The 22,472-nt window shown below is 71.2% G+C and carries 16 protein-coding genes and 3 tRNA genes; 12 read left to right on the plus strand and 7 right to left on the minus strand.

Annotation, left to right across the window (positions count from 1 at the left end; all coding sequences use genetic code 11):
- Window positions 1-9: 9 nt before the first annotated feature.
- Both VF202_06560 and VF202_06565 read right to left on the minus strand, forming a co-directional pair.
- Entirely contained in the window at window positions 10-1,830 is a 1,821-nt protein-coding gene (locus VF202_06560; GenBank protein ID HEX7039753.1) for a UvrD-helicase domain-containing protein, read from the minus strand.
- 97 nt (window positions 1,831-1,927) lie between these two features.
- Window positions 1,928-3,328, minus strand: a complete 1,401-nt coding sequence (locus VF202_06565; protein HEX7039754.1) for a DEAD/DEAH box helicase — start codon at window positions 3,326-3,328, stop codon at window positions 1,928-1,930.
- Between the two features lie 434 nt (window positions 3,329-3,762).
- On the opposite strand from VF202_06565, the gene VF202_06570 reads away from it, so the two are divergent.
- From VF202_06570 to rpsT, 4 genes are all read left to right on the plus strand, one after another.
- A complete protein-coding gene (locus VF202_06570) occupies window positions 3,763-4,296 on the plus strand; it encodes a hypothetical protein (GenBank protein HEX7039755.1) in 534 nt (177 codons plus the stop codon).
- Between the two features lie 3 nt (window positions 4,297-4,299).
- On the plus strand, window positions 4,300-5,796 hold the full coding sequence (locus VF202_06575) for a cbb3-type cytochrome c oxidase subunit I (protein ID HEX7039756.1): 1,497 nt from the start codon (window positions 4,300-4,302) through the stop codon (window positions 5,794-5,796).
- Entirely contained in the window at window positions 5,793-6,689 is an 897-nt protein-coding gene (locus tag VF202_06580) for a cytochrome c (protein HEX7039757.1), read from the plus strand. The genes VF202_06575 and VF202_06580 overlap by 4 nt, the downstream gene beginning before the upstream one ends.
- A gap of 233 nt (window positions 6,690-6,922) precedes the next feature.
- A complete protein-coding gene (gene rpsT, locus VF202_06585) occupies window positions 6,923-7,201 on the plus strand; it encodes a 30S ribosomal protein S20 (protein HEX7039758.1) in 279 nt (92 codons plus the stop codon).
- Between the two features lie 57 nt (window positions 7,202-7,258).
- Here the strand turns inward: rpsT and VF202_06590 are convergent, their stop codons facing one another.
- On the minus strand, window positions 7,259-7,987 hold the full coding sequence (locus tag VF202_06590; protein HEX7039759.1) for a uracil-DNA glycosylase: 729 nt from the start codon (window positions 7,985-7,987) through the stop codon (window positions 7,259-7,261).
- A 73-nt stretch (window positions 7,988-8,060) separates the two neighbouring features.
- Between VF202_06590 and VF202_06595 the strand changes: the two genes are divergently transcribed.
- The 4 genes from VF202_06595 to VF202_06610 all read left to right on the plus strand — a co-directional run bounded on the left by VF202_06595 (window position 8,061) and on the right by VF202_06610 (window position 12,021).
- On the plus strand, window positions 8,061-8,843 hold the full coding sequence (locus tag VF202_06595; GenBank protein ID HEX7039760.1) for an RNA methyltransferase: 783 nt from the start codon (window positions 8,061-8,063) through the stop codon (window positions 8,841-8,843).
- A 227-nt stretch (window positions 8,844-9,070) separates the two neighbouring features.
- A tRNA-Ser gene (locus VF202_06600) sits at window positions 9,071-9,160 on the plus strand.
- A 27-nt stretch (window positions 9,161-9,187) separates the two neighbouring features.
- A tRNA-Ser gene (locus VF202_06605) sits at window positions 9,188-9,282 on the plus strand.
- A gap of 327 nt (window positions 9,283-9,609) precedes the next feature.
- Window positions 9,610-12,021 (plus strand): Ig-like domain-containing protein, encoded by a 2,412-nt coding sequence (locus VF202_06610; GenBank protein HEX7039761.1) that lies wholly within the window; start codon window positions 9,610-9,612, stop codon window positions 12,019-12,021.
- 12 nt (window positions 12,022-12,033) lie between these two features.
- Here the strand turns inward: VF202_06610 and VF202_06615 are convergent, their stop codons facing one another.
- Entirely contained in the window at window positions 12,034-12,840 is an 807-nt protein-coding gene (locus VF202_06615) for a BTAD domain-containing putative transcriptional regulator (protein HEX7039762.1), read from the minus strand.
- A gap of 192 nt (window positions 12,841-13,032) precedes the next feature.
- On the opposite strand from VF202_06615, the gene VF202_06620 reads away from it, so the two are divergent.
- Together VF202_06620 and VF202_06625 are read left to right on the plus strand one after the other, a co-directional pair.
- The gene (locus tag VF202_06620; GenBank protein ID HEX7039763.1) at window positions 13,033-15,198 is read left to right on the plus strand and encodes a sensor histidine kinase; all 2,166 of its coding nucleotides are present in this window, start codon (window positions 13,033-13,035) and stop codon (window positions 15,196-15,198) included.
- Window positions 15,195-15,827: a response regulator transcription factor gene (locus VF202_06625; GenBank protein HEX7039764.1), complete on the plus strand. Its 633-nt coding sequence runs from the start codon at window positions 15,195-15,197 to the stop codon at window positions 15,825-15,827. Before VF202_06620 ends, VF202_06625 begins: the two co-directional genes overlap by 4 nt.
- Before the next feature lie 141 nt (window positions 15,828-15,968).
- Here the strand turns inward: VF202_06625 and VF202_06630 are convergent, their stop codons facing one another.
- The 3 genes from VF202_06630 to VF202_06640 form a co-directional block, all read right to left on the minus strand.
- A complete protein-coding gene (locus VF202_06630) occupies window positions 15,969-17,822 on the minus strand; it encodes a serine protease (protein HEX7039765.1) in 1,854 nt (617 codons plus the stop codon).
- Window positions 17,798-18,586, minus strand: coding sequence for a hypothetical protein (locus VF202_06635; GenBank protein ID HEX7039766.1), 789 nt, complete (start codon window positions 18,584-18,586; stop codon window positions 17,798-17,800). The genes VF202_06630 and VF202_06635 overlap by 25 nt, the downstream gene beginning before the upstream one ends.
- A 304-nt stretch (window positions 18,587-18,890) precedes the next feature.
- Window positions 18,891-18,967, minus strand: a tRNA-Arg gene (locus VF202_06640).
- 1,628 nt (window positions 18,968-20,595) lie between these two features.
- On the opposite strand from VF202_06640, the gene VF202_06645 reads away from it, so the two are divergent.
- The gene (locus tag VF202_06645) at window positions 20,596-21,339 is read left to right on the plus strand and encodes a recombinase family protein (protein HEX7039767.1); all 744 of its coding nucleotides are present in this window, start codon (window positions 20,596-20,598) and stop codon (window positions 21,337-21,339) included.
- Window positions 21,340-21,609: 270 nt separating this feature from the next.
- A partial coding sequence (locus VF202_06650; protein ID HEX7039768.1) for a DDE-type integrase/transposase/recombinase occupies window positions 21,610-22,472 on the plus strand: 863 nt, incomplete at its 3' end.

Consider the following 22,472-nt stretch of genomic DNA (forward strand, 5'->3'; position numbering starts at 1 on the left):
TCGCTCGCGTCAGCCGGCGCCCCCACCAGGGCCGCCGTCAGGTCCGCCAGGGCCGTGTCCGGCTCGAGGAAGAAGTCGCCCGTCACCTCTGCGGACGCGATCCGGCCGCCCTCGACCTCCACGTCCGCCACCACGAGCTTGCCGCCCGGCGTCTTGAACTCTCCGTGCCTCGGCATGCCGCGATGATATGTCCGGCTCAGGGGCCTCCCGGCTCATGAGGAGCGCGAGCCGGAGCACGTCGTCCCAGCTGCGCGCCAGCCAGCCGGGCGCCCCGCCGCGTCGGTGCGCCCGCAGGCGCGCCGCCAGCGCCCCGGGGCTCCTCTCGACCAGCACGAGCTCGCGCCTCGCGCGCGTGAGGGCGACGAAGAGCACGTTGGCCTCGGCGGCGTCGTCCTCGGCCGCGCGGGGGGCGCTCCCCGGCGCGCCCGCCCCAGCGTCTCCCGGGTCGGGCGGCGCGTGGCTCGCGTCGGCGCCGATCCCCAGCTCCTCCGGGGCGAGGAGGAAGACGCGGTCGGCCTCGCGCCCCTTGGCCTTGTGCACCGTGGCGAGGAGCACGTGCCCGGCCGCCGGCTCGCCGGCCGGGAAGAGCCGCCGCAGCGCCGCGGTGACTGCCTCCGCCTCGCCCGACCCCGCCGCCGCCAGGGCCAGCGCCACCGCGGCGTGACGCTGCCGGCTGGCCTCCAGCAGGTGCGGCAGCGCGAGGCTCGTGACGTGCTCGGCCTCGAGGCGCCTGCGCTCGGCTTCCTGCGCCTCGGCGAGCGAGGCCCTGTCGAGGCGTCCGGCGTCGGCGAGGTCCCGCGCGAGCGCTTCCGCTCCCGGCAGCAGCTCGTCGCCGAGCACGACGGCGGGCCGCCCGGCGTCGGCGAGGGCCAGGGCCAGGTCGAGGAGCGGGCCGTTGGTGCGGCTGAGGACGAGGTCGCCGGGCCGGGCCTCGCTCGGCAGGCGGGCCAGGTGGCCGAGGCGCACGGCGCCCGCCGGCGCCCCGGGCGTCGGCAGCATCGCCGGAGAGAAGCGCCGTGCCAGCACGACGTGGCGCCTGGGGCACCTGAAGCTGACGGAGAGGGGCAGGCGCGTCGCCGCCGTGCGCCGCGCGATCATGTCCAGCGAGCGCGCGTCGGCACCGGCGAAGGCGTAGATCGCCTGGTGCCTGTCGCCCACGAACAGCGCCCGGGCGCCGGCCGCGATCAGGCCCTCGACGAACGCCAGCGCCAGGCGGCTCAGGTCCTGGGCCTCGTCCACGCACACGAAGGCGTAGGGCGGAGGCCGCAGGCCGCGGCTCACGGGCAGGTAGAGGAGGTCGGTGTGGTCGTGCTCGGGCGCCGCGGCGCCGCGCTCGAGCAGCAGCGCGAGCAGCTCCCGCGCCTCCCCGCTAGGCACCGGCAGCTCGACCCCGTAGCGCCCGGCCAGGTCTTCCACCTCGGCGCCGGTCTCCAGCGGGGCCAGGCCGAGCCGCGCGAGGCGCGCCAGGTCGGCCAGCGCCGTCCGCGCCTGCGGCGGCGCCCCGGGCAGGCCGGCCGCCAGGCGCTCGTACTTGTCCTCCGCCAGACGCACCGCCACGCCCGCTCCCAGCAGCACGCGCCGGCCGAGGGCGTGGAGCGTCAGCGCCTCGACCCCCTCGGGCAGCCGCCGCCTCAGCTCGGCCGCCGCCGAGCGGTTGAAGGCCAGGAACGCCACGCGCTCGGGCGGCACCCCGAGCTCCGCGACGAGCGCCTCGGCGACCATCACCAGCGTCGTGGTCTTGCCGCTGCCGGCCGTGGCCTCGACGACGCCGTGCCCGCCGGCGCGCCTGACGAAGGTGAGCACGCCGGCCTGATGGGCGTTCGCGCGCACGGTTCGATGGTGCGCCCACCGCGCTCACAGCGCCATGGGTGGCGGCCGCGACCAGGACGGCTCGCGCCCGGAGCCCCTCGGCCGGGGCCGCTGTCGACTAGTCCGCCGTCGCGGTGGCGCGGCGCCCGCGGGACCGGCGGCGTCGCCGGCGTGACCGGCCCTGGCGCGGCGGTCCGGCGGGGTCGCCGCCGCTGCTCGCGCGACCCGTGCTCGCGCCACCCGTGCTCGCGCCACCCGTGCTCGCGCGACCCGTGCTCGCGCCGTCGCGTGGGCGTGGTCCGCCGGTCCGTCTCGCACCGCGCTCTCGCACACCGCCCGCCTGGCGCCCCCGCCCGGGCCCCAGGTCGTCGAGCTGCTCCGCGTGCCCGGGCACGAAGCCGTCGACACGGCGCCTCTCGACGCGGCGGCCGAGCACGCGCTCGAGGTCGAGCACGTTCGCGAAGTCGTTCGGCGTCACGAACGTGAGGGCGATGCCCGTGCGCTCGGCGCGCCCGGTGCGCCCGATGCGGTGCGTGTACGCCTCGGCGGTGTCGGGGAAGTCGTAGTTGATGACGTGGCTGACGTCGGCCACGTCGATCCCGCGGGCCGCGATGTCGGTGGCGACGAGCACCTCGTAGGTGCCGTCGCGGAAACCGTCGAGGGCCGCCTGGCGGCGCGTCTGCGACAGGTTGCCCTGGATCTCGGCGGCGGCGAAGCCCGCTCGCTTCAGCTTCGCGGCCAGGCGCTTGGCGCGGTGCTTCGTCCGCGTGAAGACGAGGACTGACGTGGCCTCGGGCAGGTCGAGCAGGTGCATCAGGAGGTCGGTCTTGCGCTCCTCGTCGGCGGGGACGAGGAAGTGGTCGATCGTGTCGGCGGGCGCGGTGCGCGAGATCTCGACGCGGACCGGATCGGTCAGCAGGCCGTCGGCGAGGTGGCGCACCTCGGCCGGCATCGTCGCCGAGAAGAGGAGGCGCTGCGAGCCGCGAGGCACGAGGCCGACGATGCGCCTCACGCTCGGCAGGAAGCCCATGTCGAACATGTGGTCGGCCTCGTCGAGCACCAGCACCTCTACGTGCCCCAGGTCGGCGTTGCCGCGCTCGACGTGGTCGAGGAGGCGGCCGGGGCAGGCGACGATCACGTCGGCCCCGCCGCGCAGGGCGGCGACCTGCGGCTGGAAGCCCACGCCGCCGTACACGGTCGCGCTCTTCACGCCCGTGTGCCTGCCGAGGCGGGCGAACTCGTCGTTGATCTGCTCGGCCAGCTCGCGCGTGGGGGCGACGACGAGCGCCCGCACCCGGCGCCTGCCGCTGTCGGCGCCGCGGCCGAGGCGCTGGAGTATGGGCAGCACGAACGCCGCCGTCTTGCCCGTGCCGGTCTGCGCCAGGCCGAGCACGTCGCGGCCCGCCAGGGCCGCCGGCACCGTCTGCGACTGTATCGGCGTGGGTCTGGTGTAGCCGGCGTCCTTCACGCCGGCCAGGACCCTTGCCTCGAGCCCGAAGCTCGCGAAGTCTGTGGTCATAGATGTCCTCTCATCAGCCAACCACCAGCCGAAGAGGGACTCTTGCCAGCGGGAAGCGGCTCAGTCTACGCCACGGAGGGGCTGTCGCGGCGGCGGCGGCGGACACCGGGCGTGCGAGACGCCCGCGAGGGTGCTCTCACCCGGGCGCGGGAGACGCCCGCGGGCGCGGCGGCCGCCGGCCGGGGAGGCCGCCGCTGGGCGTGGCCGCTACCGGCGACGGGCTGGTCGGCACGCCCGTAGATCGTGGTACGGAAGAGGTGCTTCGCGGCGGCCGCATGGCGCGAGTGCGCCGCCATACCGAGGGCTAACGGCGCCGTTATCCTCCTCTCCTCTCCACATCCTTGGAATATCCAGGGCGGGGGAGCATACTGACTCACCTACTTCCCTTCTCTCAGCGATCGACCCCGGCCGGTCACTGCGTAGGCGGAGGCAGCATGGGCCCACCCCAGAGGGTCTTGATCGTGTACGCCGTCCTGGCGCTCGTCGTCGTGGCGGTCTTCGTGGCCGTCGCGGCGTCGACCGCCGGGCCGCGCCAGGACTACCACGGCGTCGTGCAGCCCCGGGGCTACGCCGTCAGGCGGTACTGGTTCCTCGCCCTCGTCGCCGCGGTCGTCGCCGGCTTGGCCCTGACCCTGCCCTTCGGGCCGTACTCACGGGGCGGAGCGGCGTCCGCCGCGGGCAGCGGGACGCGGATCCCCGTCGTGGCGCGCCAGTACAGCTTCGCCGGGCTCCCCGAGGTCGTGCCCTACGGCACGCCCGTGGTGTTCGTCGTGACGTCCGCCGACGTGAACCACGGCTTCGCGATCTACGACCCGCGCGGCCGGCTCGTCGGCCAGGTGCAGGCCATGCCGGAGTACGACAACGAGCTGCCGGTGACGTTCACCGAGCGCGGCAGGTACACGGTCCGCTGCCTGGAGTACTGCGGCATCAACCACCACGACATGCGGGCCACCTTCGAGGTGAGGTGAGCCATGACCGTCACCCGTGAGCACCCCGGCGGACGCCGCCTCATGGTCGTCTACCTCGTCACCGGGCTCTCGCTCGTCGTACTGCTCATGCTGGCCGGGCTCGCGATGCGGATGGCCCAGGCGGGCTGGCTGGGCCTCAGGCCCGACTACTTCTACGCGCTCATGACCCTGCACGGGTCCGGCATGATCGCGGCCCTGATCGTCTGCGGCATGGGCGGCATCTGGTACTTCGTCAGCCGCGAGGCGGAGCTGAGCCTGCGGCTGGGCTACTGGGCCTACGGGCTCGTCATCGGCGGCGTCGTCCTCGTGCTGCTGGCGACGCTCGTCGGTCGGTTCGCGACCGGCTGGACGTTCCTCTACCCGCTGCCGTTCGTCAACCCGACCTGGCCCACCTGGTCGACGGGAGCGTTCCTCGTCGGGATGGTGCTGATCACCCTCGGCTGGAGCGTGTGGTGCGTGCAGGTCCTCGCGGCGCTGCTGCGGCGCTTCGGCGGGCTGCGCGGCGCGCTGGCCTGGGACCTCGTGTTCCGCCGCGAGGCCTTCTCCGAGTCGGGACGCGAGCCCCCGCCGCCGCAGATGCTCGCGGCCACGGTGACGTCGTTCAACGGACTGCTGGCGGCGGCCGCGTCGATGCTCATCGGCGTCCCGCTGGTCGTGCGGTGGCTCGACCCCGCCGTCGGCCTCGACCCGCTGTGGGCGAAGAACGCCACCTACTTCTTCGGGCACGAGTTCGCGAACATCATCATCTACATGCTCGTCGCCTTCGTGTACGTCGGGCTGCCCCACTACACCGACAGGAAGTGGAGGACCTCGCGGGCGTTCGTGCTCGGCTGGTGGGGCACGATGACGTTCATCGTCGTCAACTACTCCCACCACCTGTACATGGACTTCGCGCAGCCCACGGCGCTCAACTACCTGGGGCAGGTGGCCTCGTACCTCTCGGCCCTGCCCGTGGCGGTCGTCACGGTCTACGGCGGCGTGCTGCTGATCCTCGGCTCCGGCGTCAGGTGGGCGCTCAGCACCGTCTTCCTCTACGGCGGCCTGGCCGGCTGGATCCTCGGCGGCGTGGGCGCGCTGCTCGACGCGACCATCGAGTACAACCTGTTCTTCCACAACACGCTCTGGGTCCCCGCCCACTTCCACGGCTACCTCCTCGGCGCCTCGTTCCTCTTCGCCCTCGGCTGGGCGTTCCTGCTGCTCGAGAGCCGCAGCGGGCAGCGCACCTCGCTCGCCAACCGCTGGCTGGTCGGCGGGAGCGTCTTCGGGGGCATCGCCCTGCTGCTGGCGTCCTTCTACGTCGCCGGCGCCGCCGGGGTGCCGCGGCGCTACGCCGTGGAGCCCGAGCCGGGCCCCGCGCTCGCCGCCCTGGGCTCGGTGGGCGCCATCCTCCTCCTCGCCGGCCTCGGGGTGAGCGCGGCCGAGGCCTGGCGCCTGTGGCGCGCCGGTAGGCCCGCGGAGGAGCCGGCTCCGCGGCCCGACCTCGCGCCGGAGACGTCGTGAGGCGGCCGTCCTCGGCGAGCACGATCGCGCTGGCAGCTGTCGCGCTGGTCCTCATCGTCGTCGGCGTGATCCGCCCCCATCACGAGGTCCCCGACCACCACCTCCAGCACTTCTTCTTCATCGTCGCCGGCGGCCTCATCGGCATCGCGGCCTCTCGCGTCCTCCCGCGCGACGACGCCGGCGGCCCCGGCCGCCGCGACCTCTGGTTGGTCCCGGCGCTCCTGGCGCCGGTGGCGATCATGTTCGTCATGTGGCCGACGACCTACGAGTACGTCGAGGAGCGGCCGCTGCTGCACTTCTCCGAGCACGCGGTCCTGGTGGCGCTCGCGTTCGCGACGACCTACTCGGCCCACCGCTTCGCCCGGCCCATCGGGTGGCTGCTGGGAGGTGCTGTGGCGGCGATGGCGCTGCTGGCCGCCTACGGCTACGGCGTGTCGCCCGGCCCGAGCCCGCTGGTCGCGGAGGTCGGCGCCGCGCAGGCGCAGGCCGCTTCCGGCGGGGCCGTGGACGGGCGAGCCGTCTACGAGCAGAACTGCGCCGCCTGCCACCAGGCCGAGGGCGGAGGCGTCCCCGGCGCGTTCCCGCCCCTCGCCGGTCACCTCGGCGAGCTGCTGGGGTCCGAGGGCGGCCGCGACTACGTCGTGCGCGTCCTGCTCTACGGGCTGCAGGGGCCCATCGCCGTGCAGGGGCAGTCGTACGCCGGGGTCATGCCCGCCTGGGCCCACCTGGGCGACGAGCAGATCGCCGCCGTCCTCTCCTACGTCGCCGGCTCCTGGGGCAACGAGGCCGCCGGCGCGCCGGCGTTCACGAGCGACGAGGTCGCCGCCGCGCGCGACGAGGGGCTCACGCCCCAACAGGTCCTCGACCTGAGGGGGCGCCTGGAGCTGCCCTGAGCCGGCCGGCCGCAGCGTCCCTAGGCCGGCCGTCGCTGCCGGGGCCAGTGAGCACGGGGTCCGCGGGCCGAGCCGCGGCGGCGAGGCCTCTGGCCAGCGCGCTCACGCGGCGTTGAGGCTCCCGGCGCCCGCGTGCTAGCATCGGCAGGCTCTGTGCCCAGCGGGGACGCGCTGGGGGAGGCGCCCGCCGGTGCGCGGCGCCGCGAGGTACCTGAAGCTACGAAGGAGAACGAATGGCTCGCAACCTGTCAGCCATGAAGCGGCACCGCCAGGACGAGAAGAAGCGCCTGGCGAACCGCGCGCGCAAGAGCACGATCCGCACCTTCACGAAGAAGGCGCTCGCCGCCGCCGAGTCGGGCGACTTCGACGCCGCCGCGAAGTACCAGAAGGTCGTGCAGGGGCTCGTGGACAAGGCCACGAAGACGAACACGCTGCACAAGAACACGGCCGCGCGCCGCAAGTCCCGCCTCGCCAAGAGGATCAACTCGCTGCGCCAGCAGGCGCAGGCCTGAGCCGCCGAGGCTAGCGACGTCCGGAGACCCGGCGGCGGGGACCGTCGGCGTCTCCGGCTAGTCGTGCCGCGCGGGGACCATCCCGGCCAGGGCCATCGCCTTGGCCAGGGCCTCGTCGAACATGGCCGGCGTGAGCCGGCCTGTGTTCGTGTTCTGGAAGCTCACGTGGTACGCGTCGACGAGCGGCACCGCCCTGGCCTCGTCGGCGCCGTCCATGCGGTCGAGGCGGTGCACGGCGCCGTGCGCGAACGGGACGTCCTTCGCGCGCACGCGGAGGCCGCGCCGGCGGTAGAGCCTGACGACCGCGTCGTGCCCGACCCTGCCCAGGGCCAGCAGCGCCCTCACCTCCGTCAGCCCCGCGAAGTCGTGCTCGAGCCAGCGGCTGCAGTTGCGCAGCTCGTCGGGCCGGGGCTTGTTGCCTGGGGGGACGCAGCGCAGGGGCGCCGTGATCCACACGCCCGCGAGCCTCATGCCGTCGTGCCTCGATACCGCGCGCGGCTGGCTCGCCAGACCGGCGCGGTGGAGGGCGGGGTAGATGAAGTCGCCCGACGCGTCCCCCGTGAACATGCGCCCGGTGCGGTTGCTGCCGTGGGCGCCCGGGGCCAGGCCCACGATCAGCAGGCGCGCGTGCGGGTCGCCGAAGCCCGGCACCGGCGCGCCCCAGTACTCCTCGTCGCGGTAGGCGCGCCGCTTCTCGCGCGCCACGCGCTCGCGGTGCTCGACCAGGCGGGGGCAGAGCCGACAGCCGGCCAGCTCGGGCGGGTAGGGGTCGAAGACGGTGGGCATCGCTCGGAGGAACATAACCCTGCCGGCGCGGGCGGCGGAGCTGCGGAGGACGGCCGCTGGTAAGCTCCCAGCCATGGCCGGGACGCGCATCGTGCTCGTCAGGACCAAGGACTCGGCCAACGTCGGGGCGGCGGCCCGGGCCATGCGCAACTTCGGCCTGAACGACCTCTGGCTCGTCGCCCCGCGCTGCCGCCTCGACGAGCGCGCCCGCGCGCTCGCCTCCCACGCCGCGGACCTCCTCGATACCGCGAGGGTCGTCGCCAGCCTCGACGAGGCGCTCGTCGGGGTCAGCCTGGCCGTGGGCACCAGCGCCAGGCCGCGGCGGGCGCCCTCCTACCGCGTGGCCGCCCCCCGCGAGGCGGCGCCGCTCCTCGAAGAGGGCACGGCGGTCCTGTTCGGGCCGGAGGACCACGGCCTGGCGAACGAGGAGCTCACGCGCTGCCAGCTCCAGGTCGTCATCCCCACCGCCGAGTTCTCGTCGCTGAACCTGGCGCAGGCCGTGCTCGTCGTCGCCTACGAGGCGTGGCAGGCGCGGCTCCAGCCCGTGGGCGAACCGTCGGCGGACGCGCGAGGCCCGCGGCCGGTGGTCCGCGGCGGCAGGACCGGCGAGGCGCCCGCCAGCCGCGACCAGCTCGAGCGCTTCTACGCGCAGCTCGAGGACGTGCTGCTGCGCATCGGCTACACCGACGCTCGGCGCGCCCCCAGCGTGATGCGCATGCTCCGGGCCGTCTTCGACAGGGCCGAGCTCAGCGCGCACGAGCTCTCCGCTCTGCGCGGCCTCGCCAGCCAGGTGCGCTGGGCCGCCGACCAGCCGCCGGAGCGGCTGCCGCGGAACGGCCGCCAGCGCGAGCGCTAGGCGACGGCCTACCGCGCCACGCCGGGAGCGCCGCGCCAAGGCCGCCCGGCCCGGCCCCAGACACCGAGCGGCGGGTGTGGCCGCTCCCGCCGCGCCGCACGCCGCGGCGGGCCGGTCCGCTCGCGTTGACCGTCGTCATGGGCGCCGCGTATACTCGGCTTCGCCGTTCGGCAGGCAGGGCCGTGAGCAGCGGTGGAGCCCGTCGGTCGGCAGCCGGGTGGTTGACCGGAGGGTTGGCCGAGCGGTCGAAGGCGACGGTCTTGAAAACCGTAGACGGGGCGACCCGTCCGGGGGTTCGAATCCCTCACCCTCCGCCAAGATCGCTGCCGGCACGGGCAGGGCAAGGAGAGGTGGCCGAGCGGCTGAAGGCGCTCCCCTGCTAAGGGAGTATGGGGGAACAAAGCCTCCATCGAGGGTTCGAATCCCTCCCTCTCCGCCAGTGTCATGAGTCGCGACATCGTTGACTCCTGAGTCGCGACGTGGTCCACGCCAGGGGCCCCGGCCGGAGGCCGAGGCCCCTCTTCGCGCCGGCGCCGCCCGAGACTAGGGCGGCGCCGTCCCACTTTCTGCCGCCGTGGCCCTGCGACCGCCGCCTCCGCGCGAGCCCGGGGCCGGGCCACAGCACGGGCCGCCGGCCGCGCCTCTCCTGGCAACGACGCCGCCGCTACCTCAGATCCCCTGTCAGCGCCGGAACGAGCGTCACGGCGGGACCGGTTCGCCGGTGTTCGAGTGGCGGGTCCTCTGGACCGGAAGGGGAGGCCCCAGCATGAAGCCCGCACCGCGACGCCGTGAACCGCTTCGTCCCCTCGCCCTGTTGGCCCTGGCCGGGCTCGCGCTCGCCTTGGGAGGCTGCGGCGGCGGCACCGCCCCCAGGCGAGTCGCCCGCGTGGTGGTGAGGCCCGGGGCGCTGCTCCTGACCTCCGAGGGGGAGACCGCGACGCTCACGGCCGAGGTGCTGGACGCCTCCGGGGCGACCGTGGAGGCCGCCGTCACGTGGGAGAGCTCGGACCCCTCGGTCGTGGCGGTGAGCGCGGACGGCGAGCTGACGGTCACCGGCCCGCTCGGCTCCGCCATGGTCACGGCGACAGCGGGAGGCGTGGCCTCGTTCCCGACGACGGTGGTCGTGGCCGAACCGGTGAGCGGCGCGATACTCCTCCACGACGACCAGGTGGTCACGCCGCCGGCGGACGTGGCCGGCACCGCCGACCCGGTGAGGCAGCTGGTGGTCCTCACCGGGCCCGACGACCTCGAGCCGAGCGACGTGATCATCGGCGCCCAGGAGGTGGGCATCGGCGGCGTCGTGGAGTCGGTGACGCCGGTGCAGGACGGCTACGAGGTCGTCTACGCGCCGCTGCCGCCCCAGGACCTCTTCGCCAAGCTGCTCGTAGACCTCGACGTGGACCTGGCAGCCGCGCCGGTCGTGCCCGTCGGGGACCTGGCGGGAGCCGTCGCGGTGCGCCCCGCGGGACGCGGCATCAGCGAGGCGGACGCGGTCTCCCCGACCCCCGTGGACCTCGAGATCGAGTGCCAGGGCGGGTCGACGCTGGCGACGGTCTCGGGGCTCAACACCACGCTCGAGAACGCCCTGCGCTACCACGTCCACGTCTCCGAGGGCATCGTCGACCCCGTCCCGACCGAGTTCTACGTCGACGGGAAGATCACCCAGAAGGTCACCGGCGGCCTCAGCGTCAAGGCGGGGTTCACGGGCACCTACACCTGCACGGCGAAGCTCTTCACTATCGACGTCCCCATCGGCGGGGCCCTCTCCCTGCTGGCGACGCCCTCCGTGCCGATCGGGGTGGTCCTCAGCGCACAGGGCTCGCTGACCCTCGCCGGCATCACGCTGAACGTCGAGGACACCGACGGCCTCGAGCTCGACGCCGGCTTCGAGTACGACGAAGTGACCGGCGTGAAGCTGCACGACGAGTTCAAGCCGATCCACGAGGGCCCCAAGCTGGTGCTCGACCTCGTGACGCCCACGGGGTTCAGGGTGGGGCTCCAGGGCTTCTTCGGCCTGGCGTCGGGGATCGACCTCGAGGTCGTGGGCCTCGACCCCATCAGCATCGTCCAGGCCCAGGCCGGCATACAGCAGAGCTTCGACCTGGCCGGGCCGGAGGCCCAGGCGGAGAGCAGCGCCTACGCGTCCGCCTACGACCTCTCGCTCGTGGCCAACGTCGGCATCGGCACCGACCTGATGGAGCTGGTCGAGTGGCTGAAGCTCAAGGCCGCCGCGGTGCAGCCCGCGCAGCTCACGGTGACGCAGCCGCTGTCGAGGTCGCCGACGGGCAAGCTCACGGCCTCGACGACCTCGCCTGCGCCGGGCGAGGAGGTGCACCTGCACGTGAGTCTCGACCCCGCGAACCTCAGCTACATCGGCCACTACAACGTCTCGAAGGTCGAGATCTACCGCGCCAGGGGCACCGACGAGCCCGGCCTGTTCCGGATCATCGAGGCGACCCAGACGGACGAGGCGGAGTTCGACTCGGTGTGGGACACGGCGGGCGAGCCGCCCGGCGACTACAGGTTCTACGCCTTCGTCGTCGACGAACTGCTCTCGAGGGTCGTCGAGGTGCCGCTCGAGGTCGACGGGAACTCCGAGGTCGTCGTGCACCTGGGAGGGGCCTGCACCGACGAGCTCGCGGCTCCCTTCGCCCCCGCCAGCGCCTGCACGGGCACCACCACCTGGGACTACGAGCGCTCGAACGAGGTGAACGGGATCGCGCAGCAGCTGCACGTGACCGCCAGCGGGCTGGAGTGGGAGCAGAGCGGCGACGACCCCTCGCGCTTCGACCTCGTGGCGGCAACGGTGACGTGGACAGACGACGTCGAGTACATCGCGCCCTGCTCGATCACGAGCTCGGGCACTGACGTGACCGTCACGAACACGGACCCGGACGCCGGCTCCTACGTGACGGGCCTCATCGTCGTGCAGCCGGACGGCACCTACTACGGCTCCGGCTACGTCTACCTGGTGGACGCCGCCGACGACGGCTGCTTCGGGGGGACCTCGGACGAGACCGTGCCGCTGTTCCAGACGGGCGACGAGCACCCGGCCCTGGTCCCCGACGGCAGCGGCGGCAGCTTCCTGACGGGCTTCGCCAGCTCAACCGACGCGCTGGACGGCCGGCTGGAGACGAGCTGGAGCTTCCACTTCCCGCGGCTGCCCCCGGGCCCGTAGTCCGTACGCCGGCTACGCCGGGAAGGCGGCGCGCCCGACCGGCGGCGGCCCGGGCCGCGCCGCGGCCCCCTCGCGCCTGATCTCCTCGGCCAGCAGCCTGGTGCAGCGGCACGGCTCCAGGCCGAGGTCCTCGTTCAGCCGCCGGCTGAAGCGCTGGTAGGCGCGCAGCGCCTTGAGCGGCCTCCCCGAAGCGACGACGACCTGCATGTAGGCGAACGTCGCCTCCTCGTCGTAGGCGTCGGCGCGCATCATCGCCTCCAGCAGCGCGGCGGCGGGCGAGTGCTGCCCGGAGCGGGCCAGCCTCGTGGCCAGGTCGAGCCTCAGGTTCCGGCAGCGCTCCGCCAGTCGCTCGCGCTCGCACGCCAGCCAGGTGGCCACCTGCGGCGACACGTCGCCGTCCATGCCGTCGAGCAGCGGCCCGCGGACGCAGAGGAGGGCCGCCTCGACGTCCCCGCGCGCCGCCGCCCGCTCCATCTCCTTCACGTCAGTCGCCACGGTCCACCGCAGCCGGTCCTCCTGCCGCTCGAGGGCGCCGACCCACTCGAGCGCCGCCACGCGCTTGAGGAGCTGCCTCAGGTTGACCAGGGCCTTGTCGGTGCTGGTCTCCTGCCAGAACAGGTCAGCGAGGCGCTCGCGGCCGACCCAGTCGTCCGCCAGAGCCAGACGAGCCAGGAGGAGGAAGCGCCGGTCGGCCCTGAAGTCGATCCAGCGTCCCTCCACCCACGCGCCGGGGACTCCCGTGAGCTGGACGCGGAGCCCGCTGGGCCCCGGGCCCGGCCGAGTAGCGCCCGCCCGTCCGTCGTCAAGAGGGGCGACCATGGCCCCCTCCTCTCCGAGGTCGACATGAGGCATCGTGGCCGCCGAGGCGTCCCGACGTCATCCGTCTTCGCGTCCCGGACGGGTCGGGACGTTCGGGGGGTCTTCTGCGGCGGACGCGCCGCCTCCGAGCGCTACAATCCATCCCGGCCACCGTCAGCTCCTTCGCCTCGCATCGCGCCGGAGGGGGGAGAAGTGGCGGGCATCGGTTCGGCGCTGGCGGGCCTCAATCGCCCTCTCTCCGTCCGCTCACGCGAGGTCGCCAAGACCGTCTGGCTAGCTCTCGCCGGGGCGTCGCTCGTGGTGATGCTCCTGGGGTCGGTGAACGTCGTGCGCGAGTACGGCGGCGTCTGTGCCGACCCCGCGCGGGACGAGTGCCGCGCGCTCGAGGCGCTCGGCCTCCCCGGGCTCGCCCACTACGGGCTGGCCCTCATCGCGCTTGGCTCCGTGCTGCTCACGGCCCTGCCGTGGCTCGCCATGGGTTGGCTCGTGTTCCGGCGCAAGTCGGCCACGGTGCCAGAGCTGGTGCTCTCGCTGGGCCTCGCGGCCGGCGGCGCGTCGGACGTGAACGGCCACAACCTGCGCTTCCACTTCTACCGCGAGGCCGTGGGCACCCTCGCCTCCGAGCCGCTGGCCGTGGGCCTCGCCATCGTCGTCGGCTTCGTCTCGCAGACCTGCGTGGTGCTCGTCGCGTACCTGGTGCCGGACGGACGCTTCTTCTCGCGCGCCGCGGCGTGGCTGGCCGTGGTCTGGACCGCGCACGTGGCGACCAACACGCTCTACCGCTACCCCGTCACGGCGTTCGGCGACTCCGCCTTCTTCGGCACGCTGGACCTGGCGTTCACGGCGTTCGCGCCGCTGTCGATGCTCTTCGTCCTGTGGCAGCGCCTGCGCCGCGTGTCCGACCGGAAGCAGCGTTACCAGCTCAGGGCGATCATGCCCAGCGCGGTGTCGCTCATGGTCGTCACCGCCGCCTTCGGCCTCTGGACGCTCGCCATCTGGTCGGGACCGGACACGACCACCCTCACCCCGGTGCGGTTCGCGACACAGTTCCTGCAGGGGTTCGCGCAGTCGGCGGTGGCGGCCTGGTTCGTCATCGCCGTCGGCCTCGCGATCAGCCGCTACAACCTCTTCGAGATCGACCTCGTCCTCAGCCGCACGCTCGTCTACGGCGGCCTCACGGCCTCGCTCCTCGCCCTCTACCTGGCCGTCGTCCTGGGTGTAGGCGCGGTCTTCGGCACGTCGCCCAGGTTCTGGGTCCCGCTGGCCGCCACCGCCGCGGTGGCGCTGCTGCTCCTGCCCATCAGGGACGCGCTCCGGGCCGCGGTCAGCCGGCGGCTCTACGGCGGACGCGACGCCGCCGCCTTCGAGGTGCTCGCCCAGCTCACGGCCGGCCTCGCCGAGCACCGCGACCTCGACGAGCTGACCCGGACGGTCAGGCGCGCGATGCGGGTGCCGTACGCGCGGGTCTCGGTCGAGGCGGGCGCCTGGCGGCAGGTCGCCGAGGACGGCGAGCGCGGCGATGCGGTGAGGAGGCTGCCCCTGCAGGTGCAGGGTCGGCAGCTCGGCTGGCTCGAGGTCTCGTTCCCCCCGGGCGAGCTGACGGACGAGCACGAGGAGCGGCTGCTCGAGAGGGTCGCCGACCAGGTGGCGCTGCTCGTGCAGGCGGACGAGCTGGCGAGCGAGCTGTCGCGCACGCGCCGGTCGGCCCTGGAGTCCCGCGAGCAGGAGCGCCTGCGCCTCAGGCGCGACCTCCACGACGGGCTGGGCCCGGCGCTCGCCGCCCAGTCCCTGATGGCCGGGGCGGCGCGGCGCCTCCTCGACGCCGACCCCCGCCAGGCGAACGCCCTACTGGGCCGGCTGGAGCAGGAGATCGCCGCCACGCTCGAGCAGGCGCGGCACCTGATCTACTCCCTGCGGCCGCCGGAGCTCGACCAGCTCGGCCTGGCGGCGGCGCTGGAGAGGAAGGTCGAGGACCTGGCGCGCGGGACGCTGGAGGTACGGCTCGCTACCGGCGGCGACCTCGACGCGCTCCCGCCGCCCCTCGAGACCGCCGTCTACCGCGTCGTCACCGAGGCGGTCATGAACGTCGTGAGGCACGCCCGCGCGCGGCGCTGCCGCGTCGAGGTGACGGGTTCCCCCGGCGGCGTCGACGTGACCGTCGAGGACGACGGCGTCGGCATCGCCGCGGGCCGGCAGGGGGTGGGCCTGAACGCCATGCGCGAGCGCGTCGCGGAGCTGGGCGGACGCCTCGAGGTGGCGCCTCGCGCGGCGCGGTCCGGCACGACGGTGAGGGCCTGGTTCCCGCTCGCCGCGGACGCGTTCGACGGCGCGTCCGCCTCCCTGGAGGGCACAGCGTGACGCGCGTGCTGATCGTGGAGGACCACGCCGTGTTCCGCGCCGGGCTCAGGGCGCTGCTGGCGACCGCCCCGGAGTTCGAGCTCGTCGGGGAGACGGACAGCGGACGCGAGGCCGTGCGGCTCGCGTCCGAGCTGGCGCCCGACCTCATCGTCATGGACCTGCAACTCCCCGACATGAACGGCGTCGAGGCGACGTCCCTGATCACACGCGACGCGCCGGGAGCCAGGGTCCTGGTCCTGACGATGTACGACGACGACAGGTCGGTGTTCGAGGCGATCAGGGCCGGCGCGCTCGGCTACGCGCTGAAGGGCAGCGCTCCGGAGGCGCTCCTGAGGGCGATGCAGGCGGTCACCGACGGCGAGGCCAGCTTCAGCGCGGCCATCGCGACGCGCATCCAGCGCTACTTCGCGGCGCGCGTCGCGGGCGAGGGGATCCTGTTCGAGGAGCTCACCGAGCGCGAGCACGAGGTGCTGGCGGCGGTGGCTGAGGGACTGCCCAACGCCGAGATCGCCAGGCGGCTGGGCCTGCGGCCGAAGACCGTGCGCAACCACGTCAGCAACGTCGTGGCGAAGCTCCAGGTCGCGAACCGGCACGAGGCCGCGGCGCGGGCGCGCGAGCGCGGGATGTGAGGGGCGTGGCGTCCGCCGACCGATGGTGCGGCCGTCCACGAAGATGGCCGGCGACGGTCGAAGGGCGGAGCTGCGCGATGAAGCGTGCTGTCGCGTGCGGCGAGCGGACAGGCGCGACCCCTACAGCCAGGATGAGGTCGGTCACTCGGCCACGGCCGGCAAGGGGATGCGCCATACCTCCCTGACGACTGGCAGCAGTCCCTCCACTTCCAAGCTCAGCGCCTGTATCGGGTTGTTCTTGCCCAGCCAGCCGAAGTCCCCGACGAAGATCATCTCCAGGGGGTACTGGTCTCCTGCTCTCAGAACGGTGCCTTCGATGGTGGCACAGCAGAAGTACCGGAGCTCGGCGCGGTCACCGCTGTCGCTGGTGAGGGTGAAGAAGCGTTCGTCGAGGTCGAGCGCGAGCGGCGGTCTGCCCACGTTGTTGACCGTGAAGCGTACGCGCAACGCTGGCCACTCCTCCTCGAGGATCCCGAGCTCGACGCTGGTGAGCCTGAGTAGTCCGTCCGCGACCTCGGGAGGCAGCGCGCCCGCCTCGACCCTGCGCTCGAGGAGCTCGACAGGGAAGATCGGATCCTGAACGTCCGGCAGGTCGTAGACGAACTCCGAGACGAACGAGGGCGGGGGGAAACCCTCTGGCCCGGCCACGGCTAGTAACCAGACGCCGTCGTCTTCGTACACGCGGAAGGTGAGGCGGTTGTCGGGAGTGCGCAACGCTTCGCCCGGAGCGCCACGCGCGAGCAGGCGGCCGGCGTCGTCCGTAAGGACGACGCCCTCGACCGCTACGTCAGACGGCGGACCGCTCAGGAGGTACTCGCTGGACTGACCCGAGACCTGGATGGTGCCCAGGTCGACCGGGCCACCTGGGATCGTGCGCGCTCGTGTCGCGACGACCCGGCCGACCAGCCAGCCCCGCCAGCGGTCGACCTGAGGACCGCTCTCGAGCGTGAACGCCAGCTCGATCGCGGAGCCTCCGTCGACCACCTCGACCTGGACCTGGGAAGCGTGCGCCTGGCTCTCGATCTCCAAGGAGGCCTCGGTGAACGTGAAGCCGGGGTCGGCCTCGTACCTGAGCTTGTAGTTGCGACTGTGGGGGGCGAGCACGACGGGGTGGTCCGCCTTGACCTCGTTGAACGGGAAGACCCTGGTGGCCGTCTCCGTAAGGTCCGCTGTCAGCAAGCGAACCAACACTGCGACGGGGGAGGCGGGCAAGATCTCGTGCCCGACCACCGCCGAGAAGAAGACGTTGGACTCGCTAGGCGAGAGTCGGGCCAAGCGGTCGAGGTCCTCCGTCCCGGAGCCTTCGCCGATGTCCACCAGCTCCAGGTCCCGCCACGGGGCCGCCCAGCTGATGCCGACCGTGCCGCCACGCAGGCCGCCCAGGCCGACGGCGACGACACGACCGTCGCTGGTCAGGATAGGGGCGCCCGAGAACCCAGGAACGAGTTGGCCTTCGAGGTTCAGTACCCGAGCGTCGACGTCCGGGCTTCCCCGCTTGGCTAGGAGCGGGACCAGCTCAGGCTCGAGCAGGTCCCTTAGTTCCGCAGTGGCTGGAGTGCTCACGTTGAGCTGCTCGATGGAACGTTGCGCGGCCGAAGCCAGGGCGTAGCCCAGTGCGCGAAGGTCGCTCGAGGAGAGATCGTCAGTCGACGGCCGTAGGCCCACGGCGGGCGCTGTCTGCAGGTCCCGAGAGGTGAGGACGGCGACGTCCCGGCGGAAGTCGATCCGGTCGATGTGGAGGCCTAGGAACTGGAGCCGTTCGCCGCTGCCGTCTGCAGGCGCTTCGGAGGCCGCGTTGATCGTGGTGCAGTTGGCGACACCATGAAGGGCGGTGACGATGCCGACCACGCCCTCCACGCGGAAGCCGGTCTGGACGATCGACTGGTGAGGGCAACCGTCGACCAGGATCTTGAAGACGTGCGGCGATTCCTGCTGTGCGAAGCCGGGTCCGGTCGCGACGAGCGCGATCGCTAGCTGGAGCCCGACCCGGCGCATGCGACCTCTACCGCCCTCCTCAGTTCCGCAGGGTCTTCCAGCACCTCCGCGAGCCGCCTGAACGTCTCGTCCACCGAGATCGCCATCTCCTGACGCAGGTCGGCATCGCTCGCGGCCATCAGGCGCGCGCACTCGGATGAACTCACGCCGTACAGGACGTTGGCGGCCTCAGGTGAGAGCTGTCTGCTCAGTATCAGGTCGGTAGGCCGGCTGGACCGCGTGATCGCCGCCGACACGAACCGCTCGGCGATGGCGCGCCCTTCCTCGGTCTTGATGAGCTCGGTCAGCACGTCGCTCATCGCGAACATGCGGATCGTGAACAGCACCTCGTCGTAGAGCTCGTAGATGCTGACGTCGCTGAGGCCGCTGTTGGCCTGTAGCTCGCACAAGCGGTAGAGGGCCTCCCGTTGGACCTGGAGGAGTTGACCTCGGTTCGCCAGGTCCACGAGCTGCTGGGTGGTGTCCGCGTCGAGGTTCAGCGTCGCTTCACCCTCCGTGATGTTGGCTATCTGCGGGACCGTCAAGCCGGTCGAGAACGCCGTGTCGCTCGTCACGGCGACGTCCGGGGACGGCTCGGCACAGACGATCACCGTGCCGTCGGGGCGTTGCCGGAAGAAGACCCCCCGCCTGGTGGCCTGCAGATCGAGAGCCGTGGTACCGGTTTCGACCGGCCAGATGCGCGCGTCAGGGCCCACTTGTGGGGTGCAAGCAGCGAACAAGGGGATGGCTGCGATGACGCCCCAGATCGATCGTCGACGGTCCACCGCGAGCCTCCTTGGTTCAGGCGGAGTCTTCCGTAGTGCGAGACGTGGTTCCCGCGGAGCTTAGCCCGCGCCGTCCCAGCGCGCAGTGCTCGTCGCACCAGACATGGGACTAGGGCGCCTGTTCGCTGGGATGCCCCGGTGCGCAGGGGACCGCACAACGCCAAGTGAGGTCCTGTCGCCGCGCTGGGGAAGGCCCTGGAACCAGTCAGCGGCGACTTCAGCCGCCCTGGTACGAACTCGACGCGACAGAAGGTAGGTGGCCCGGCGCTTGGCCGGGCCACTTCGCGTCTGGGAGGGCGTTTCTTGGTGCGCCCGAGAGGATTCGAACCCCTGGCCTTCTGATCCGTAGTCAGACGCTCTATCCAGCTGAGCTACGGGCGCGTGTAGGACGGGCTTTGTGGCGGTTTAGCCCTCGTCAGAGCGGGGTTTTGACGCTCTGACCACCCGAAATCTTATCAGGTCGGGAGCGCAAAAAGGAACCCCCCGGGCACGAAGCTTGAGGACCTTTGCTCGGCGCTGTCGCTAGGGCTCCTGTGCCGCACTCAGATGCTTACGATGAACCCAGCCCCTCGTGCGACCAGCACGTGGGCTTCCGAACCCAAGCTCGACACGAGCCCAAGATTCGTGAGTCCCTACGACCATGACCTGGGAGCCCTCCTCTAGGCGGCACACCACTTGGGACTTGCCTTGAGGTTCAATCCGGAGCGGTGCGGGCCGGTGTAGGTACCTGAGCGTTGGCTCAGAGTCTCCAGGCCCAGCGGTTCGACCGCTGTCCGTCCACGTCAGTCCTTGCTGACTTGACGTTTGAGGGTCCCTAATGACGGAGAGTGAGGTACGACCGGCCATGGAGTCTCTGACTCGTTCCGCCACCACAGGCAGGCCATGTATCAACTGAACAAGTAACCAGAAGATGGTCAGGAAGTTGGCTAGGTCGCTTAGCGCTTTACGTAGCGGCTCCGACTTCTCGGAGTCAGCCTTAAGCCTTGTGTTGGCCGCAATCTCTCTTAAGAGATGGATTGCTTCACCATCTTGGGTACCTCTAGGTGCCTCAACATCCAGGGCTGCCGCAAGCGCCGCATCTACTGCGGATGAGTCTGAAGGACCGATATCCGACAAACCCGCAGTTGGCTCACCAGCGCTGTCAGGTTTTTGTGCCTCCTGGGCAAGGCCTGTCGGACGAAGGAGGTCGGGATGACTTTGTAGAAGCTCTTCTGTCTGGGCAAGGGTCTGCTGCCATGTCGTGAGCCCATCCCCAAGGAGGCGCTCCCAACCTCTAGCTTCAAGTGTCTTTGCTTCAAGTACTGTCTCGGCGGAGGTCAATCCCGAGGCGAACTCCGCTGCTACCTCAAGTGCCCGGTTTGCAGCCTCGAGAATATCGGGCTCAGACGAAAGTGTCCTCAGGGCATCAACTATCCCCGTATTGAGGTGCGGATGTCCGAATGGCCAGGCTTGAGCCTTGAACGCCGGGCCCGCCATCGACAGGAGCTTAGCGGAGACACTTGAGGCCATGTCCAAATGGTCTTGGATGGCTCGTATGTGGCTAGAAAATGTGGCTGGCACTGCGGCAATTGTCGCAATCGTCTCCGACGCAATTCGGATGCGGTCGGAGATAATCGCAGGAACGGCAGAGTAAGCCTCAAGAACGGCGTTCAGTGACTCCGAAGCGGCTTGAAAGGCCTTCAATGTCTCTTGGCCCATTGCAAGTCTCGCATCAATCGGACTTCCAATAGTTTTGACCGGATGGCCAACTACGCCAGAAAAGAGCCCATCCATTCGCCTCTTAGATACGGGACTTGTGACGCCTTTGGTCCCGCTTGGGCGCGATGCACCGGGCTTTGCCCGGCCAGCTCTCTGGCCTCCGCTCACATTCTTCTTCTTCACGACAGTCCTCCGACTGCCCCTTCCGCTGAGCACGCCCCTGTCGGATCCTACCAAAGAAAATAAGGCCATGTCGTGCTAACGGCATTTCATTACAGATACGTCCATTTGTGTTGTGTTACACTTGTGCCATGTCAAGCAGGGCGATCGCCTACTACCGCGTCTCCACTAAGCAGCAGGGCAAGTCTGGCTTAGGCCTGGACGCTCAGAAGGCAGCCATCCTGGAGCTGGTCCGACGAGAAGGCATGGAGTTGATAGGGGAGTTCACGGAGGTCGAGACAGGCACGGGCAAGCGCCTCCGCCCACAGCTCCGATCAGCCATCGAAGCTTGTCGAGAGAAGGATGCCGTGCTGCTCATCGCCAAGCTCGACCGCTTGGCGCGAAACGTTCACTTCCTAACAGGGCTAATGGAAAGCGGCATCCGGTTCAGGGCTTGCGACCTGCCCGAGGCAGATAGCTTCACGGTCCACATCCTGGCGGCAGTTGCCCAGCGGGAAGCCGAGCTGATCAGCGAGCGGACTCGAGCTGCTCTGGCAGCCGCCAAGAGACGCGGAGTCAAGCTTGGCAGTCCAAAGGGTTTCGCACCTGGCGTCCAACACAAGGGTGTCCAGGCCAGGCAGGAGGCTGCCGCCGCCTACTACAGCGGCATCGTTCTGGACCACATCTGCGCCCTTCGTGACTCGGGCCTAAGCTACAGGGCGATAGCTGAGCGCCTGAACGGTGCAGGTCAGCGGACTCGAACCGGGAAGCTGTGGAGCCCAATACAGGTGAAGCGTGTCTATGACCGCTACTGCGACACCGAGAAGGGCCCTGTAAGGCCTCAGGAGGCCCGTAAACGGCCTCGTCGCTCGAGCCGTATGTATGAGGCTGCCTAAGCCAACGAGGGGTCGCTACGACGATTCTAGGCTTCGAGCCAGGCAGGTGGCCGAAAACGCAAACCCCCAATCCGAAAAGTGGCGCCGCCGGAGGAAACAAGGACCAGCCTCTATAGACGAGACCCGAAAAATCCTAGGGGAGGGCGATGAAAGTTGGCGGTGAGGAGCGACGGAGCAGCCGCCCGTAATCTGGTTGAGTCCAGCTTGTGTTGAGACGTTCGGGTTCGAAGAAGATGGAGGTTCCAAACCTGCCTAGGGAAAGGAACCTCCATGAACAGGGTAAGGGGTCTGGAGCGGGTCTTCTACCGGGCGGCGGGCTTCGTGCTTCCCGACCTGGAGCCGTCCGCCCGGTCGAGGCTGGAGCTGGTGTCGCTGATCGAACGTCTCAGGCGCGTGGGGTTGCCGGTGGCGGTGGCGTGTGCGGTGGCTGGGGTGAGTCGCGCGAGCTACTACCGGTGGCGGTACCGGTTGAGGAGGGGCGGCGCCAGGGCCCTCACGGACGGTAGGAGCCGCAACCGGCGCCGCAGAGCCGCTCCCGTGCGTAGCGCCGTGCGTCCCCTGGTCGAGGAGCTCAGGCGGGAGCGGCCCATGGGCAAGGAGAAGCTGGCCTTGACCCTCGCCGCTCACGGTGTGACGGTGAGCGCCTCCACCGTGGGCAGGTGCATCACCGAGCTCGTCTCGCGCGGCGTCATCGAGGCGATCGGCGCGGCCAGGCGCGGGCAACGGGCTCGCCGCCTCGCCGCCGCCAGGGGCTGGGCCAAGCGCAAGCGCGGCGAGAAGCCCACCCAGCCGGGTGAGCTGGTGCAGCTAGACACCCTGCAGGAACGCACCCTGGGCGAGCCCAGGTACCAGTTCACCGCCGTCGATCCCGTGACCAGGGTGGCTCACGCCCAGCTCTACAAGAGCCTCACCAGCAAGAGCGCCAGGGAGTTCCTCGCGGAGCTGATCGCCGCCCTGCCGTTCCCGCTGCGCAGCGTGCAGGTCGACAACGGCAGCGAGTTCAAGGGCGCCTTCGAGGCCGCCTGCGCCGAGCTGGGCGTCCCCCTCTACACCATCCCACCACGCACGCCTAAGGCCAACGCCAAGGTCGAGAGGCTACACCGGACCTTCCGCGACGAGCACTACGCCTTCGA

The organism is Trueperaceae bacterium, assembly GCA_036381035.1.
GTDB lineage: Bacteria > Deinococcota > Deinococci > Deinococcales > Trueperaceae > DASRWD01.